Annotated in this window: 8 protein-coding genes, 1 pseudogene and 1 riboswitch; of the genes and pseudogenes, 8 read left to right on the forward strand and 1 reads right to left on the reverse strand. The window is 69.8% G+C overall.

Annotated elements, in window-relative coordinates; all coding sequences use genetic code 11:
- Nucleotides 1-9 precede the first annotated feature (9 nt).
- Complete coding sequence (locus Q0O97_RS03290; RefSeq protein ID WP_294924819.1) at nt 10-5,562, reverse strand: alpha-2-macroglobulin family protein; 5,553 nt, start codon at nt 5,560-5,562, stop codon at nt 10-12.
- A 206-nt stretch (nt 5,563-5,768) separates the two neighbouring features.
- Here Q0O97_RS03290 and Q0O97_RS03295 point away from each other — a divergent pair, with 206 nt between their 5' ends.
- From Q0O97_RS03295 to Q0O97_RS03330, 8 genes and pseudogenes are all read left to right on the forward strand, one after another.
- Entirely contained in the window at nt 5,769-6,767 is a 999-nt protein-coding gene (locus Q0O97_RS03295) for a glycosyltransferase (protein ID WP_294924821.1), read from the forward strand.
- A 115-nt stretch (nt 6,768-6,882) separates the two neighbouring features.
- Nucleotides 6,883-7,581, forward strand: a complete 699-nt coding sequence (locus tag Q0O97_RS03300; RefSeq protein WP_294924824.1) for a response regulator transcription factor — start codon at nt 6,883-6,885, stop codon at nt 7,579-7,581.
- Nucleotides 7,578-8,774, forward strand: coding sequence for an FIST N-terminal domain-containing protein (locus Q0O97_RS03305; RefSeq protein ID WP_294924827.1), 1,197 nt, complete (start codon nt 7,578-7,580; stop codon nt 8,772-8,774). The genes Q0O97_RS03300 and Q0O97_RS03305 overlap by 4 nt, the downstream gene beginning before the upstream one ends.
- Nucleotides 8,771-10,150: a hybrid sensor histidine kinase/response regulator gene (locus Q0O97_RS03310; protein ID WP_294924830.1), complete on the forward strand. Its 1,380-nt coding sequence runs from the start codon at nt 8,771-8,773 to the stop codon at nt 10,148-10,150. The genes Q0O97_RS03305 and Q0O97_RS03310 overlap by 4 nt, the downstream gene beginning before the upstream one ends.
- Nucleotides 10,151-10,190: 40 nt before the next feature.
- On the forward strand, nt 10,191-10,970 hold the full coding sequence (locus Q0O97_RS03315; protein WP_294924833.1) for an SDR family oxidoreductase: 780 nt from the start codon (nt 10,191-10,193) through the stop codon (nt 10,968-10,970).
- A gap of 129 nt (nt 10,971-11,099) precedes the next feature.
- A riboswitch (glycine riboswitch) is annotated at nt 11,100-11,187 on the forward strand.
- Between the two features lie 149 nt (nt 11,188-11,336).
- The gene (gene gcvT / locus Q0O97_RS03320; protein WP_294924836.1) at nt 11,337-12,446 is read left to right on the forward strand and encodes a glycine cleavage system aminomethyltransferase GcvT; all 1,110 of its coding nucleotides are present in this window, start codon (nt 11,337-11,339) and stop codon (nt 12,444-12,446) included.
- A gap of 12 nt (nt 12,447-12,458) precedes the next feature.
- On the forward strand, nt 12,459-12,815 hold the full coding sequence (gene gcvH, locus Q0O97_RS03325; RefSeq protein WP_294924842.1) for a glycine cleavage system protein GcvH: 357 nt from the start codon (nt 12,459-12,461) through the stop codon (nt 12,813-12,815).
- Nucleotides 12,816-12,951: 136 nt separating this feature from the next.
- Nucleotides 12,952-13,745: pseudogene (locus tag Q0O97_RS03330) on the forward strand (glycine dehydrogenase (aminomethyl-transferring)); the annotation flags it as partial.

Below are 13,745 nucleotides of genomic sequence, written 5' to 3' on the forward strand. Positions count from 1 at the left end.
CCGCGCGGCCTAGCGTGCGATATGCACCGTCCCGCCGCCGGTCCAGGCACGGAATTCGGGGCGATACATGTCCTCGACGCTGGCGGCGGGGTGGCGGAAGGTGCCGGGCGTCACCGCGCGCAGGATATAGGCCAGGCGGAAGGCATCCCGGCTGTTCCAGACCAGCGCGGCGGCAAAGCGGTCGGCGCGGAACTCGGCCATTTCCGTCCTGTCCACGCTTTCCAGCCAGTCGATCGAGGCGATGTCGCCCGCTTGCAGCAGGTTCGGGTTGTCGATCTCGAACCCGGCGGGCAGCGGGTCGGTGACGACCAGCCGCCCACCTTCGGACGAGGCCGGGCGCACCGTCAGCACCGCGACCATGCGCGTGCCCAGTTCGACCTGCGCCGGGTCTATGGGCTGCCCGTCCAGCGCGTAATATTCGCGCGTGATCGCATAGCCGTTTCCGCCCGGCGCGGGCGCCTGCAAGGGCTGGCCGGTGGCGGTGATCGTGACCTCGACCGGCGCGGGGCCGGGGTTGGCCAGCGCCGCATCTTCGGACAGCGAGACGACGGGGCTTTCCGGCGCCTGCCCGTCGACCGTCACCCCGCCCGGCGTGCGCGACAGGCTTTCGGCGGCCAAGACCGACCAGACCAGTTCCTGCGTGGAACGATAGGTGCCGTTTTCCTGCTGTCGCGCCGTCCTTTCGGCGATGTCGGTCGTCAGGCGTTGCAGGTCGATGGCCTGCGTCTGCGATTCCGCGGCAAGGGCCAGCAGGGCGGTCATGTCGCGCAGCCGCGTGCCGTAATCGCTGCGCCAGCGGCGCGGTTCGGGCGCGTCGCCCTGCAGGCTTTCATCGGCCTGGCCGAACATCCGGTCGGCCCGCGCCTGGTCGCCGTAAGCCGCCAGCGCCGCGCCCAGGTTGGCCGCCGACATCGGCGTCTTGAAGGCATCCGCCGCCGTATCCGCGTAATAGCGCAGATCGCCGATGGCCGCGGCCCTTTCGCGCGCCAGCACCGCCACCGCATAGGCCAGCGCCGCATTTTCCTGGTCCGATGCCGCGCGCGGGTCGGTGGCGTAATTCACCTGGTTGCGCAGGTTGTCGATGGCGCGGCGGAAGGCCGTGTCGGGCACCTCGTGGCCCATCACCCGCGCGCGCGACAGGAAGTCGGTCACATAGGCGTCCAGCCACATGTCCCCCGAACTCGCATACCACAGCCCGAACCCGCCGCTTGCGCTTTGGCGGGTCAGGATGCGCGCGATCGCCTCATCCACCGACGAGGGGTTGGGGTTGTTCTGGTCCACGCCCTCGATCATCGACAGGCGCGGCAGGTAAAGCAGCGGCAGCGCGACCGAGGTCATCTGTTCCGTGCAGCCGTAGGGATAGCGTTGCAGCCGCGCCAGCGCACCCGCGACGTCCAGCCGCCCGTAATTGCCCACCGCCATCGAAAGCTGCGCGCCGGGCGCCATGCCCCGGGTCAGCGAGGCGGGCAGGGCAAGGCTGCTGCCGGGCGCGATGGTCAGCCGGTCCTGCCGCTGGATCGGCGGCTCGTTCAGCGCGACCAGCAGGGCGATGTCCTTGGTCAGGTCCTCGCCCCCCGGCGTGGTCAGGGTCAGGCGCATCTCGACCAGCCCCTGCTGCTGGCCGGCGGTCACGGGCAGGCTCAGTTGGGCCTGGGCCCCCTGATCCAGCGTCAGGCTGTCCTGCGGCAGGGCCGCATCCACCGCGCCCTGCCCGCCGGTCTGCGCCAATGCCAGCGCGACCTCGCCGCCCGGACCGGCGGCATGGGTCAGGCGCAGGCCGATTTCGGCGTGGTCGCCGGGGGCCAGGATGGCGGGGGCGGTGACGGTCATCACGACCGGGTCGCGCGACAGGATCGTCGCATCGGCCTGGCCGATGGCATCCTCGGTCCAGGTCACGGCCATGACCCTGATTTCGCCGTTGAAATCGGGGACCTGCAAGTCGATCTGCGCGGTTCCGTCAGGCCCCAGCGTCAGGGGGCCGGAAAACCAGCTCATCAGCCGCTCGGTCGGCGGCGGCGCCTCGGGCGAGACGGACTGCGCATCGCCGCCCTGCCGCAGCGCCCCGTCCGGCGCGCCCGAAGGCAGGATCAGCCGCCCGTAGAGGTCGCGCAAGCCCACGCCCAGCCTGCGCTGGCCGAAATAGTGCTGCGAGGGGTCGGGCGGGGCAAAGCCGGTCAGGTTCAGGATGCCCTGATCGACGGCGGCGATGGTGGCGTGGACGGTCTGGCCGGGCTGCGCGCCCTCGACCCGCAGGGTGACGGGCACCTGCTGGCGGGGGCGGATTTCGGCGGGAACCTCAAGGCTGGCCTGCAAGGCGCGGGGGCCGGGATCGACGGCGGCGTGGACCAGCCCGATGGCGCGGGCGGGCAGGCGGTCGCCGGGCTGGATGCCGTCCAGCGGGCGCAGGGCGCTGACGGTGACATAGACGCCGGCGCCCCATTCGTCGGTGACGGGCAGCTCGATGGCGTTGTCGCCCTGCGACAGCGGCACGATCTGCTGGGACACGACATGGCCCGACAAGACCGAGACGATGCCGGTCCCCTCGGCCAGCGCCTCGACGGACAGCCGTGCGGTGTCGCCGCTGCGATAGGCGGGCTTGTCCAGCGCCACCTTCAGCCGGTCGGGCGTGTCGGTGCCCGATTGCGCCACGCCCCAGCCCGCGTAGAAACGGACCGAGCTGGCCTGCCCGTCGGGACCCTCGACCACCAGTTCGTAGCTGCCCCAATCGACGCGGGCGGCCAGCCGTGCGGGGGTGTCGCCAAGCCGGATCTGCCCGCCGTCCAGCCTGCGCCTTTCGGTGATGGTTTCCCAGTTCCAGCTTCCGTGGATCGAATACCATTCATAGCGGGTGTCGATGCGGTTCAGCACCCAGTTGGCGTCCAGCGCGACGGGTTGCAGGTCGGGACCGGGGGCGATCAGGTCGAAAAGCGCATCGGACCCTTCCGGGACGGTGTCGTCCTCGGCCAGCGGGCGGATGCCGATGACCGGGCGGTCCGGCATCACCAGGCGCGAGACGCTGCGTTCCACCGGGCGCCCCGCCCCTTCGCGGACGTTCACCACGACGCGGGCATCGAAGGGGCGCTGGTCGGTTTCATCGGCCTGGGGCAGGGTGATCGCGGTTGCGAACCGGCCCTGTTCGTCGGTCCGTCCGCCGCCCAGGCTGCGGGCGAAGGGCTGCGCCGCAGCGTCATGCGGGCCAAAGCGATATCCCGCGAAACCGTCCAGCGTGCGGCGCGGGGCGGTCCAGATGGCGGCCTCGACCGGCAGGTCGGCGGCGGGTGCGCCGAACAGCCAGCGCGCGTCCAGCGTGATCCGCGCGGGCTGGCCTGCGGCGGCGGGGCTGGCGTCGTCCTGTCCGTCGTCGTCCTGCACGTCGCCGTTCGGGCCTTCGATTTGCAGCAGGGGGGTGAAGTCGATGCGTTCGGGCAGGAAATCCTCGACCAGGACGCGGGCCGAGGCCAGCGTCGGCCCGTCCGCCTCGGCCCGGATGTCCATGCGCCAGGTGCCGCGCGGGGCGTTGGCGGGCAGGGCCCATTCGACGGTATAGCCGCCCGCCCCCGCATATCGCGCCGCCATCCGCGCCTGCTCGACCCCGTCGGGCCGGATCATCAGGGCCGTCAGCGGCAGTTCGTCCAACGCCTGCACGGTTGCGTCGCGGGCAAGGATCGTCGCGTTGACGGTTTCGCCCACCCGGTAGGCGCCCCGGTCGGTCGTGGCGAAAATGTCGATCGGGGGCGCGGGGGGCTGGCCCTCGACGCCCCGGTCGGACAGGTCGAATTCGGGATCGGTCAGCGACAGGAAGGCCATGTCCTGCGGCTGGCGCCCGGCCCCTTCGCCCTGCCAGCGCGTCACCGTGATCAGCGCGGGGGCCGAGGCGCCCGTGCCCATCGACAGCCCCGGCGCGAAGCGGGCCACGCCCTGGTCGTCGGTCTCGGCGCGGGCCAGCACTTCGTTGGCGCGGGAAACCAGCGCCACCTCGACCCCGGCGACGGCCTGCGTGGTGGCCAGGCTGCGCACCACGACGCCCAACCCGTCATTGCCCGCGAAGCTGCTGATCCCGAAGTCCGAGATCACGAACCACTGCGCCGCGACCCCCTGTTCGCGCGCGTCCTGCCCGGCGACCGAAGCCTGGAGGATGTAGATCCCAGGATCGAGCGGTCCGGCCTGGGTGACGGGCAGGCGGGTGGTCAGTTCCTGGTTGCGGCCGTCCTGTCCGGCGGGGCGCGAGATGTCGGCGGTGCCGGACCAGATCCCGGTCGCCATGCCGTCGTTGAAATAGCGCGCCTGCCAACTGTCCAGGGGCGTGGCGAACATGCCCTCGGCCATGACGCGCAGCAGGTTGCGGTCGGACAGGCGCAGCAGCGTCAGGTCAAGCTGGTCGGCATTGACGGTGGTGACCGTCAGCCCCTGGTCCCCGCCCGAGGGCAGGACATAGGCCCGCCCCGCAAAGCGCACGACCGGGTCGCGGTCGCGGATATAGCTGCGCAGCGTCACGTCGCGGGCCAGTGTTTCGCCATCGGCGGCGGGCAGGCCCGCGCGCAGGGTCAGCTCCAGCTCCTGTCCAAAGGCCAGCCCGCCGATGCACAGAAGCCGCCCCTCGGCGGTAACGGTCATGTCGCGCGACGGCAGGCGCAGGAAATCGGCATAGTCCACCCCTGTATCCAGCGCCCGCGACATGCTGGCGCAAAAGCGCGGCGTGGTCGCGTCGGTGTCCAATTGGCTGTCGGTGACGCGCATCCCGTGGCGTTCCTGCGCGGTTTCCAGCGCCTTGCCGATGCCTTGGTCATCCGGGGAAAGGCGGTTGGCCAGCCGCAGTGCTGCAAGCCCGTCCTGCCCGCGCCCGGTGCGTTCGTGGGAATCGGCCAGCAGGGCCAGCGCGCGGGCGGCGGTGGCGTCGTCCTCGGCCCGCAGATAGCCGTTGATCGCGAGGAACCCGGCCGAGCGCGCGGCGGCCCCGTCGCTGCCCTGGATGCCCGCCAGCACCAGCCGGGCAAGGTTCGTCCAGTCGCCCGCCCGGTCGCGCTGCGCGGTCAGGATGCCGGTCATGTGGATCGCCGTCTCGCGGTCGCCCTGCGATTCGGCGCGGGGGGCGGCAACGGCGGGCTCGGATTCCTCTGTCGGCGGATAGAAGGCGGCGATGGCGCCGGCCCGGTTCCGCGCCTCGTCCACGTCGGATTGGCTGAGGAAACCGGCGTCCGCCATGCGGGCTTGGGCGCGTGCGGCAAGTTCGGGCGGGGTGCGGATCACCCGGCCCGACAGGGCGCTGGCGAAAGGCACGGGCGCGCCTGCCCCGTCCCCCTTGGGAAAGCAGGCGCGGGACGAGGCGTTGTAGGTCAGCGCCCGGCATTCATCCTGCCCCAGGCAGGTCTGGATACAGGCTTGCAAGGTGGTGTCGAAGACCGGTCCCAGGTCGCCGCCGGGCAGGTCGGTGTCGGGCATCAGGTCGATGCGGCGCTCGGGGATTGGCGAGGCCGGGCCTTCCGCCGGGTCATCCTGCGCCCCGGCGGGCATCGCCGCCAGCCCCAGCATCATGGCCGCCGCCAGTGCCTTGATCGCACGCATCATCCGCCCCTTTTCGCCGTTCCTGTCCGCGATAGTCTCATCCCCCCGCCTTCATGGCAATCACCATCCGCCGAATCGGCCTTGCCCCAGCCTTGCGCAAATTCATGAAGATTTCGCCAACGGCGCTACTGTTCGAATCGTCAAGTTGATCGGATTTCGGACCTGTGTTTTCCTGACCATACCGTTCAGTTGCGTTCGTGGTTACCATGTTGCTGGATATCGGAATTTTCGCCCATGACGAAGCCGGTGGCATCGCCGGTGTCCTGAACGAGTTGCGCCGTCAGGAATATGCCGGGCACGGCCTGCGGATATTGGTGCTGGCAAACGGATGCCGCGACCGGACCGTGGCGATTGCGCAGGGGGCGGCGTTCGAGGGGGTCGAGGTCCTGGACCTGCCGCAAGGGGGCAAGTCGCGCACCTGGAACCGCTTTGTCCATGACCTGTCGCGGCCCGCTGCGGATGTCCTTGTCTTCATGGACGCCGATATCCGCCTGCCCGACCAGGGCGGCATCGCCAGGCTGGCGGATGCGCTGGCGGGCAGGCCGGGGCTGCATGCCGTCAACTCGCAGCCGGTCAAGGACCTGGACTTCGACCGCAAGCCGGGATCCTTCGGGGAAAAGCTGATCGCGGCGGGCGGCGGAGGGCTGGACGACTGGCGCAGCTCGATCTGCGGGCAGCTTTACGCGATGCCCGCGCCATGCGCGCGCAGGTTCCATCTGCCCGTCGGCCTGCCGGTCGAGGACGGCTTCCTGCGCGCGATGGTGCTGACCGATGCGCTGACGAAGGACGAGGATTTCAGCCGTATCGACGGGGCCGACACCTTCCATGTCTACGAATCCGAACGGACCGTCGCCGGGGTGGTCCGGCACCAGACCCGGATCGTGATCGGATCGGCGATCAATGCCGCCGTCTTTGCCGAATTGCGCGACCGCCCGCCCCCGGCGCGGATGCCCGCGCTGGCCAGCGCCGCGGCGGACGGTGGCTGGCTGGGCGATGTGCTGGCGCGACGCCTGCCGAAATGGCCCTTTGGCTGGGTGCCCTTCCATTTCCTGACCAAGCGCCTTGCCCGCGCCTTGCGCGATCCGCGCGGCCTTCTGCACCCCCGGCGGGCGGTGATGCTGGCCGTCGGAACGGGTTTCGACCTGGTGGTGTGGATTGTCGCGCAGGGCAAGCTGGCGCGGGGCAAGGGGGTGGGCTACTGGTAGGACCTGCCGGGACCGGCGCCCGGCTTGCCCCTTGCGACCGGGCCGTGTTCCCCCGATAGTAACGGGCGGGAACGCAAGCCGTTCGCCGTTTTCAGCGGAGGGGAAAACGACGTCCATGTCCATCTTGCAGGAAAAAGCCAGACCCCCCCGGCTGTCGGCGGATCGTGTCCGGGAAATCCTGATCGTCGACGACCACCCGCTGATGTGCGATGCGTTGGCGCTGACGCTCAAGATCAGCTTCGGGCTGAAGACCGTCCGCACTGCCCGCAACCTTGCCGCCGCGGTCGAGCAGATCCGCAACCTCGGCGCGCCCGATGCGGTGATCCTGGACCTGAACCTGCCCGATGCGCGCGGCGCCGAGGGGCTGGTGACGCTGCGCAGGCAGGTCCCGGATGTGCCCATCACGATGATCTCGGCCGACCTGGAAAACGCGATGATCGGGGTGGCGATGGCGGCGGGGGCGCAGGGCTATATCTCGAAAAGCCTGGGCCGCGAGGCGTTGGTCGACAGCCTGCGCCGCATGTGGGAGGGCGAGCGCGTCACCCCCGACAGCTACGAACCCGAGGCCGCCGCCGAAGAGGACGAGGCCCGCGCCGAACTGGCCCGCCGCTTCGCCAGCCTGACGCCGCAGCAGATGAAGATCCTGCGCCTGATCTGCCAGGGCAAGGCGAACAAGGAAATCAGCTACGAGCTGTCCATCGCCGAGGCCACCGTAAAGACCCATATCTCGGCCATCATGTCCAAGATCAACGCGCGGCGGCGCACCCAGGCGGTTCTGCTGGCCAACACGCTACGCCTGTTCGATCCCGCATGAGCCCCGGTTCCGCCGCGATCCGCCCGGCTCTGCCGCAGCCGCTGCGCAGGCTCCTGCCGTCCGCCGGTCCCGTGGTGGTGGCGGTGGGCGACGGCGATCCGGCGCTGGCCGAGCGGCTGTTGCAGGACCTGGCCCCGGCGCGCCCGGCGCTGGTCTTGCTCTTTGCCTCGGACGCGGGGCGGCTTGGGCCGGTTTCGCGGCAGTTGCGGGCGGGGTTGCCCGAAGGCTGCCGGATCGTCGGCTGTTCCTCGGCGGGGGAAATCGGGCCGGGGGGCTATGCCGCCGACACCGTGACCGCGATCGGCTTTCCCGCCCGTTCCTTTCGCGCGGATGTCTGCGTGCTGCGCCAGCAGGAACAGATCCCCGTCTCGCGCTGGATGGCAAGGCTGCGGCGCTTCCATGCGGGCTTTGCGCCGGATGCGCGCCGCTCGGTCTTCGGGGTGCTGCTGGCGGATGGCCACGCCCGGCAAGAGGACGTGCTGGTCGCCACGCTGGACGCGGCGGTGCCGGGTGTGCCGGTGGTGGGCGGTTCCGCCGCCGACGGGCTGCGCTTCGGCCGCACCTGCCAGGTGCTGGATGGCCGCAGGCAGGGCGGCGCGGCGCTGTTCATCCTGATCGAGACCGACTTTGCCCTGGCCGAGGTGCTTTTCGCCCATTTCAGCCCTACCGGCGAATGCGCGGTCGTGACTGCCGCCGACCCGCAGAACCGCACCATACTGGAACTGAACGCCGAACCCGCCGCGCAGGAATACGCGCGGCTGGCCGGGCTGGACCTGGCGCGCATGACCCCCCCCGATTTCGCGCGCCATCCCCTGCTGCTGCGCATGGGCCGCCGCCACCACGTCCGCGCCATCCGCGGCGTCACCTCCGACGGCGGGCTGGAGCTGATGTCGGTGATCGAGGCGGGCACGATCCTGCGCCTTGGCCGGGCCGAGGGGCTGACGCAGGGCTTTGCCGATGCCGTCGCCGGACTGCCACGCCCGCCGGTGATGATCCTGGGCTTCGACTGCGTGCTGCGCCGGCTTGCGCTGGAACGCGCGGGCAAGCTGGACCGGATGTCCGCCATCTTCCGCGACCACCGTGTCGCGGGCTTCAACACCTATGGCGAACAGCACAGCGGCATGCACGTCAACCAGACCTTCGTCGGCATGGCCCTGATGCCGCCCGGCGCCAGCCCGCGCGGCGCACGATGACGGTGCCGCCCGAAAGGCTGCTGCGCGACGGCGATTCGCCCGCCCGCCGGGTCGAAAAGCTGTCGCGCATCACCGATGTCCTGATCGAGCGCATCGACCGGCTGGAAGACAGCCGTGGCTCGGCCTGGTCGATGTTCCAGGCCGCCGTCGCGCTGGAACAAGAGGTCGAGGCCCGCACCCGCCAGTTGCGCCGCGCCATGAACGACCTGTCCGAACGCAACCGCGAACTGGCCGTCGCCCGCGCCGCCGCCGAAGAGGCCAACCGTTCCAAGACGCGCTTCCTGCGCGCCGCCAGCCACGATCTGCTGCAACCGCTTTCGGCGGCGCGGCTGTTCCTGGCGGCGCTGGCCGATACCCGGCTGGACGAATATCAGCAGGAACTGGCCGGGCGCCTTGCCGGCGCCTTCGAATCGGTCGAGGAATTGATGCATGCCGTCCTCGACATCTCGCGGCTGGACAGCAACCGGATCGAATTCGACCGCAAGCCCGTCGAACTGGGCCGCCTGTTCCAGCGCCTTGCCGACGAATACGCGCCGATGGCCGAAGCGAAGGGCCTGGCGCTGGCCTTCGTGCCGACCAGCGCCGTGGTGGACAGCGACCCGACCTTCCTGCGCCGGATCGCGCAGAACCTGGTCTCGAACGCCATCAAGTATACCCCGGCGGGACGGGTGCTGGTGGGCGTCCGGCGGGCGGGCGCCACAGCCTGGCTAGAGGTCCACGACACCGGAATCGGCATCCCCGCCGGTGACCGCAGCCGTATCTTCGACGAATTCCAGCGCGTCCAGGGCCAGGGCGACGTGCCCGGCATGGGCCTTGGCCTGTCGATCGTGCGCCGCGCCTGCGCCAAGCTGGGTCATCCGATCTCGCTCGACAGCCGGCCAGGACGGGGCACCGTCTTCCGCGTGGGGCTGCCCCGTATCCTGCGGGGCGAAGGCCGCCCCGCGCCCCAGCCCGCGCCTTCCGCCATCGCCCTGCGCGGGTGCCGGGTGCTGGTGGTCGAAAACGACGCCAGTATGCGCCGCGCCTATCAGATGATCCTGCAGGACGGCTTCGGCATGGTGCCCCGGATCGTGCGCGGCAGCGCCGAGGCGTTGCAGGCGCTGGACGATGCCGCCCCCGACCTGATCCTGGCCGACTACAACCTCGACGACGGCGACACCGGCCTGGCCGCGATCCGCAGCCTGCGCCAGCGCGCGGACCGCCCCTTGCCCGCCATCGTGGTGACCGCCCGCCGCGATGCCGAAATCGCCCGCGCCTGCGCTGAAATCTGCGTGCCCCTGATCGAAAAACCCATCCGCGCCGATGAATTGCAGGCCGCCATCCAGCGCGTCCTGACAGGGGGCGGCACTGGACAAGCCGGCCTGCTTCTGGCTTAGCTTGGCCCGCATTTATTCGCAAAAATCGGGGGGTCGACGGATGGATCTGGGAATCAAGGGCAAGCGCGGACTGGTCTGCGCCGCATCGCGCGGCCTTGGCCGCGGTTGCGCCGAGGCGCTGGCCGGAGCAGGCGTGGATCTGGTCATCAACGCCCGCGACGCCGGACGGCTTGAGCGGACGGCCAGCGAAATCGCGGACCGCTTCGGGGTGCAGGTCACGCCGGTCGCAGGCGACATCACCACCGATCAGGGGCGCGAGGCCGTGCTGCAAGCCCTGGGCCAGGCAGATATCCTGGTCACCAACGCGGGCGGTCCCCCGCCGGGACAATGGACGGACTGGAGCCGCGACGACTTCATCGCGGCCATCGACGCCAACATGCTCTCGGCCATCGCGCTGATGCAGGCGCTGGTGCCGGGGATGATGGAACGCGGCTGGGGCAGGGTGGTCAACATCACCTCGCAATCGGTGCGCGCGCCCATCGGGGTGCTGGGGCTGTCCAACACCGCCCGGCTGGGGCTGACGGGCTTCGTCGCGGGCATGTCGCGCCAGGTCGCGGCCTCGGGCGTCTGCGTCAACAACCTGCTGCCGGGCATCCATGCCACCGACCGCGCCGACAGCCTGGACGAAGGCGTGGCGAAAAGCCAGGACATCACGATCGACGAGGCCCGCCGCCGCCGCGAGGCGACGATCCCCACCAACAGCTACGGACAGGCGCAGGACTTCGGCGCCACCTGCGCCTTCATGTGCAGCCAGCATGCGCGCTTCATGGTCGGCCAGAACATCCTGCTGGACGGCGGCGCGTCGAACATCTCGGTCTAGACGGGCCTGCCATCCCTCGGGAAAGGCCTGCTTTCTTCATCACCCAAATACCCATGCGGCCGTGCAACCGGCGCGGCGCGCATGGCGGTGAAAAATCCTTGCCAGCCTCTAGCGCATTGTCTACGACTTTCGAAGGAAGTGGGAGACGCTGGCAACCCCAGGGCCGAAGGAGCAACCGCCCCGGTAAACTCTCAGGCAAAAAGACCTCTTCCCGCAAACACTCTGGAGAGCGGCGCATGCGCCCGCCGAAGGGATAACGATCTCAGGCGCCCCGCACGCGGGGCAGGGACAGAGGGGGCATCGAACCGCGGCCACGGGCCGCCCGTTCCGGCACGATGCGGGGGCGGAGGGATTTGGGGGATGCTCATGGCCGATCTTCGGCGAACCGCTCTTTACGACCTGCATGTGGCGCAAGGCGCGCGCATGGTGCCCTATGCCGGATGGGAAATGCCCGTCCAGTATCCGGCGGGGCTGATGGCCGAACACCTGCATACGCGGCAAAAGGCCGGGCTTTTCGACGTCGGCCACATGGGCCAGGTCGTGCTGCGCGGCAAGGATGTCGCGGCGGCGCTGGAAAGCCTGGTCCCCGCCGACCTGCAAGGCCTGGCCGAGGGGCGGCAGCGATACGGGTTGCTGACCTCGGACGGCGGCGGGATCCTGGACGACCTGATGATCGCGAACAAGGGCGACCATCTCTATCTGGTCGTCAATGCCGCGAATGCCGCGCAGGATGTCGCCCATCTGCGCCGGTTGGAAGCGCAAGGCGTGACGGTCGAGGTGGCCGACCGTTCCCTGCTTGCCCTGCAAGGCCCCGAGGCCGAGGCGGTGCTGTCCGCCCTCATCCCCGGCGTGGCGGCGATGAAATTCATGGATTCGCGCGATTTCGATTGGAACGGGGCGACGGTCTGGATCAGCCGCTCGGGCTATACGGGCGAGGACGGGTTCGAGATCTCGCTCACCCACGGACAGGCGCAGGACTTCGCGCAGGCGCTGCTGGACCACCCGCAGGTCGCGCCCATCGGGCTTGGCGCGCGCGACAGCCTGCGGCTCGAGGCCGGCATGCCGCTTTACGGCAACGACATGGATGCGCAGACCAGCCCGGCGCAGGCGGCGCTTGGCTGGTCGATCCCGAAGGTCCGCCGCCGGGGCGGCGCGCGCGAGGGTGGCTTTCCCGGCGCCGATGCGATCCTGGACGAACTGGCCGCGGGTCCCGCGGTCACCCGCCGCGGGCTGCGCCCCGAAGGCCGGGCGCCGATCCGCGCGGGCGTCGCCATCCACGACACCGACCAGGGGGGCGAACCCGTGGGCCGCGTCCGTTCGGGCGGGTTCGGGCCTTCGGTCGGCGGTCCCGTCGCGATGGCCGAACTGCCGGCGGGGCTGGGCGAGGACACCCCCTTGTGGGCCGAGCTGCGCGGCAAGCGCATCCCCGTCGCGCTGGCGCCCCTTCCCTTCATCACCCCGCATTACAAACGCTAGGAGCAAGCGATGCTGAAATATACCGAAGACCACGAATGGCTGCGCGTCGAGGGCGATGAGATCGTCGTCGGCATCACCGCCCATGCCAGCGAGCAGCTTGGCGACGTGGTCTTTATCGAACTGCCCGAGGAAGGGCGCGAGGTCGGGGCGGGCGACGATGTCGTCGTGATCGAATCGGTCAAGGCCGCCTCCGACATCGCCGCCCCGGTCGCGGGCGTGATCACGGCGGTGAACGCGGGTCTGGCCGATACGCCGGGCGATGTGAACGCCGATCCGCTGGCCGCGTGGTTCTTTCGCATGAAACCCACCGATATGGGCGCGGTCGAGGGCTTCATGGACGAGGCGGCCTATAACGACCTGATCGGCTGACGCCGAGGCCGCTTGCGCGGTTTTTTGGGTATTTGGGTGATGAAGAAAGGGGCCGGCGCGAGCCTGTCGGCCTTTTCGTGGGCGTCGATGCCGGGGGTTCCCGGATTGGGCGATTCTTGGAAGACAGGGCCAGAACATGACGAAATGGAAACCGACCGGGTTCAACCCTTACGATTTTGCCAACAAGCGCCATATCGGCCCTTCCCTGTCCGAGATGGACGAGATGCTGAAACTGGTCGGCGCGGCGGACCTGGACGCGCTGATCGGGCAGACCGTCCCGGTCTCGATCCGGCAGGAAGAGCCGCTGGACTGGCCCGCGCTGACCGAGGCGCAACTGCTGGCGCGGATGCGCGAAATCGCCGCGAAGAACCGGCTGATGACCAGCCTGATCGGGCAGGGCTATTACGGCACCGTGACCCCGCCGGTCATCCAGCGCAACATTCTGGAGAACCCGGCCTGGTATACCGCCTATACCCCTTATCAGCCCGAGATCGCGCAGGGCCGGCTGGAGGCTCTGCTGAATTTCCAGACGATGGTTGCCGATCTGACCGGCCTGCCCGTCGCCAATGCCAGCCTGCTGGACGAGGCGACCGCCGCCGCCGAGGCGATGGCGATGGCGCAGCGTCTGGCGCGGTCGAAATCGGCGCGTTTCTTCGTCGATGAGAACCTGCACCGGCAAACCGTCTCGGTCATCGAGACGCGGGCCGCGCCCTTGGGGATCGAGGTCATCGTCGGGCCGGTCGATGATCTGCGGCCCGAGGATGTCTTCGGCGCGATCTTCCAGTATCCCGGCACCTACGGCGATCTGCGCGATTTCACCGCCGAATGCGAGGCCTTGCATCAGGCGGGCGGGATCGCCGTCGTCGCGACCGATCTGCTGGCGCTGTGCCTGCTGAAGGAGCCGGGCGCGATGGGGGCCGATATCGCCGT

This window comes from uncultured Paracoccus sp., from assembly GCF_945915435.1.
GTDB lineage: Bacteria > Pseudomonadota > Alphaproteobacteria > Rhodobacterales > Rhodobacteraceae > Paracoccus.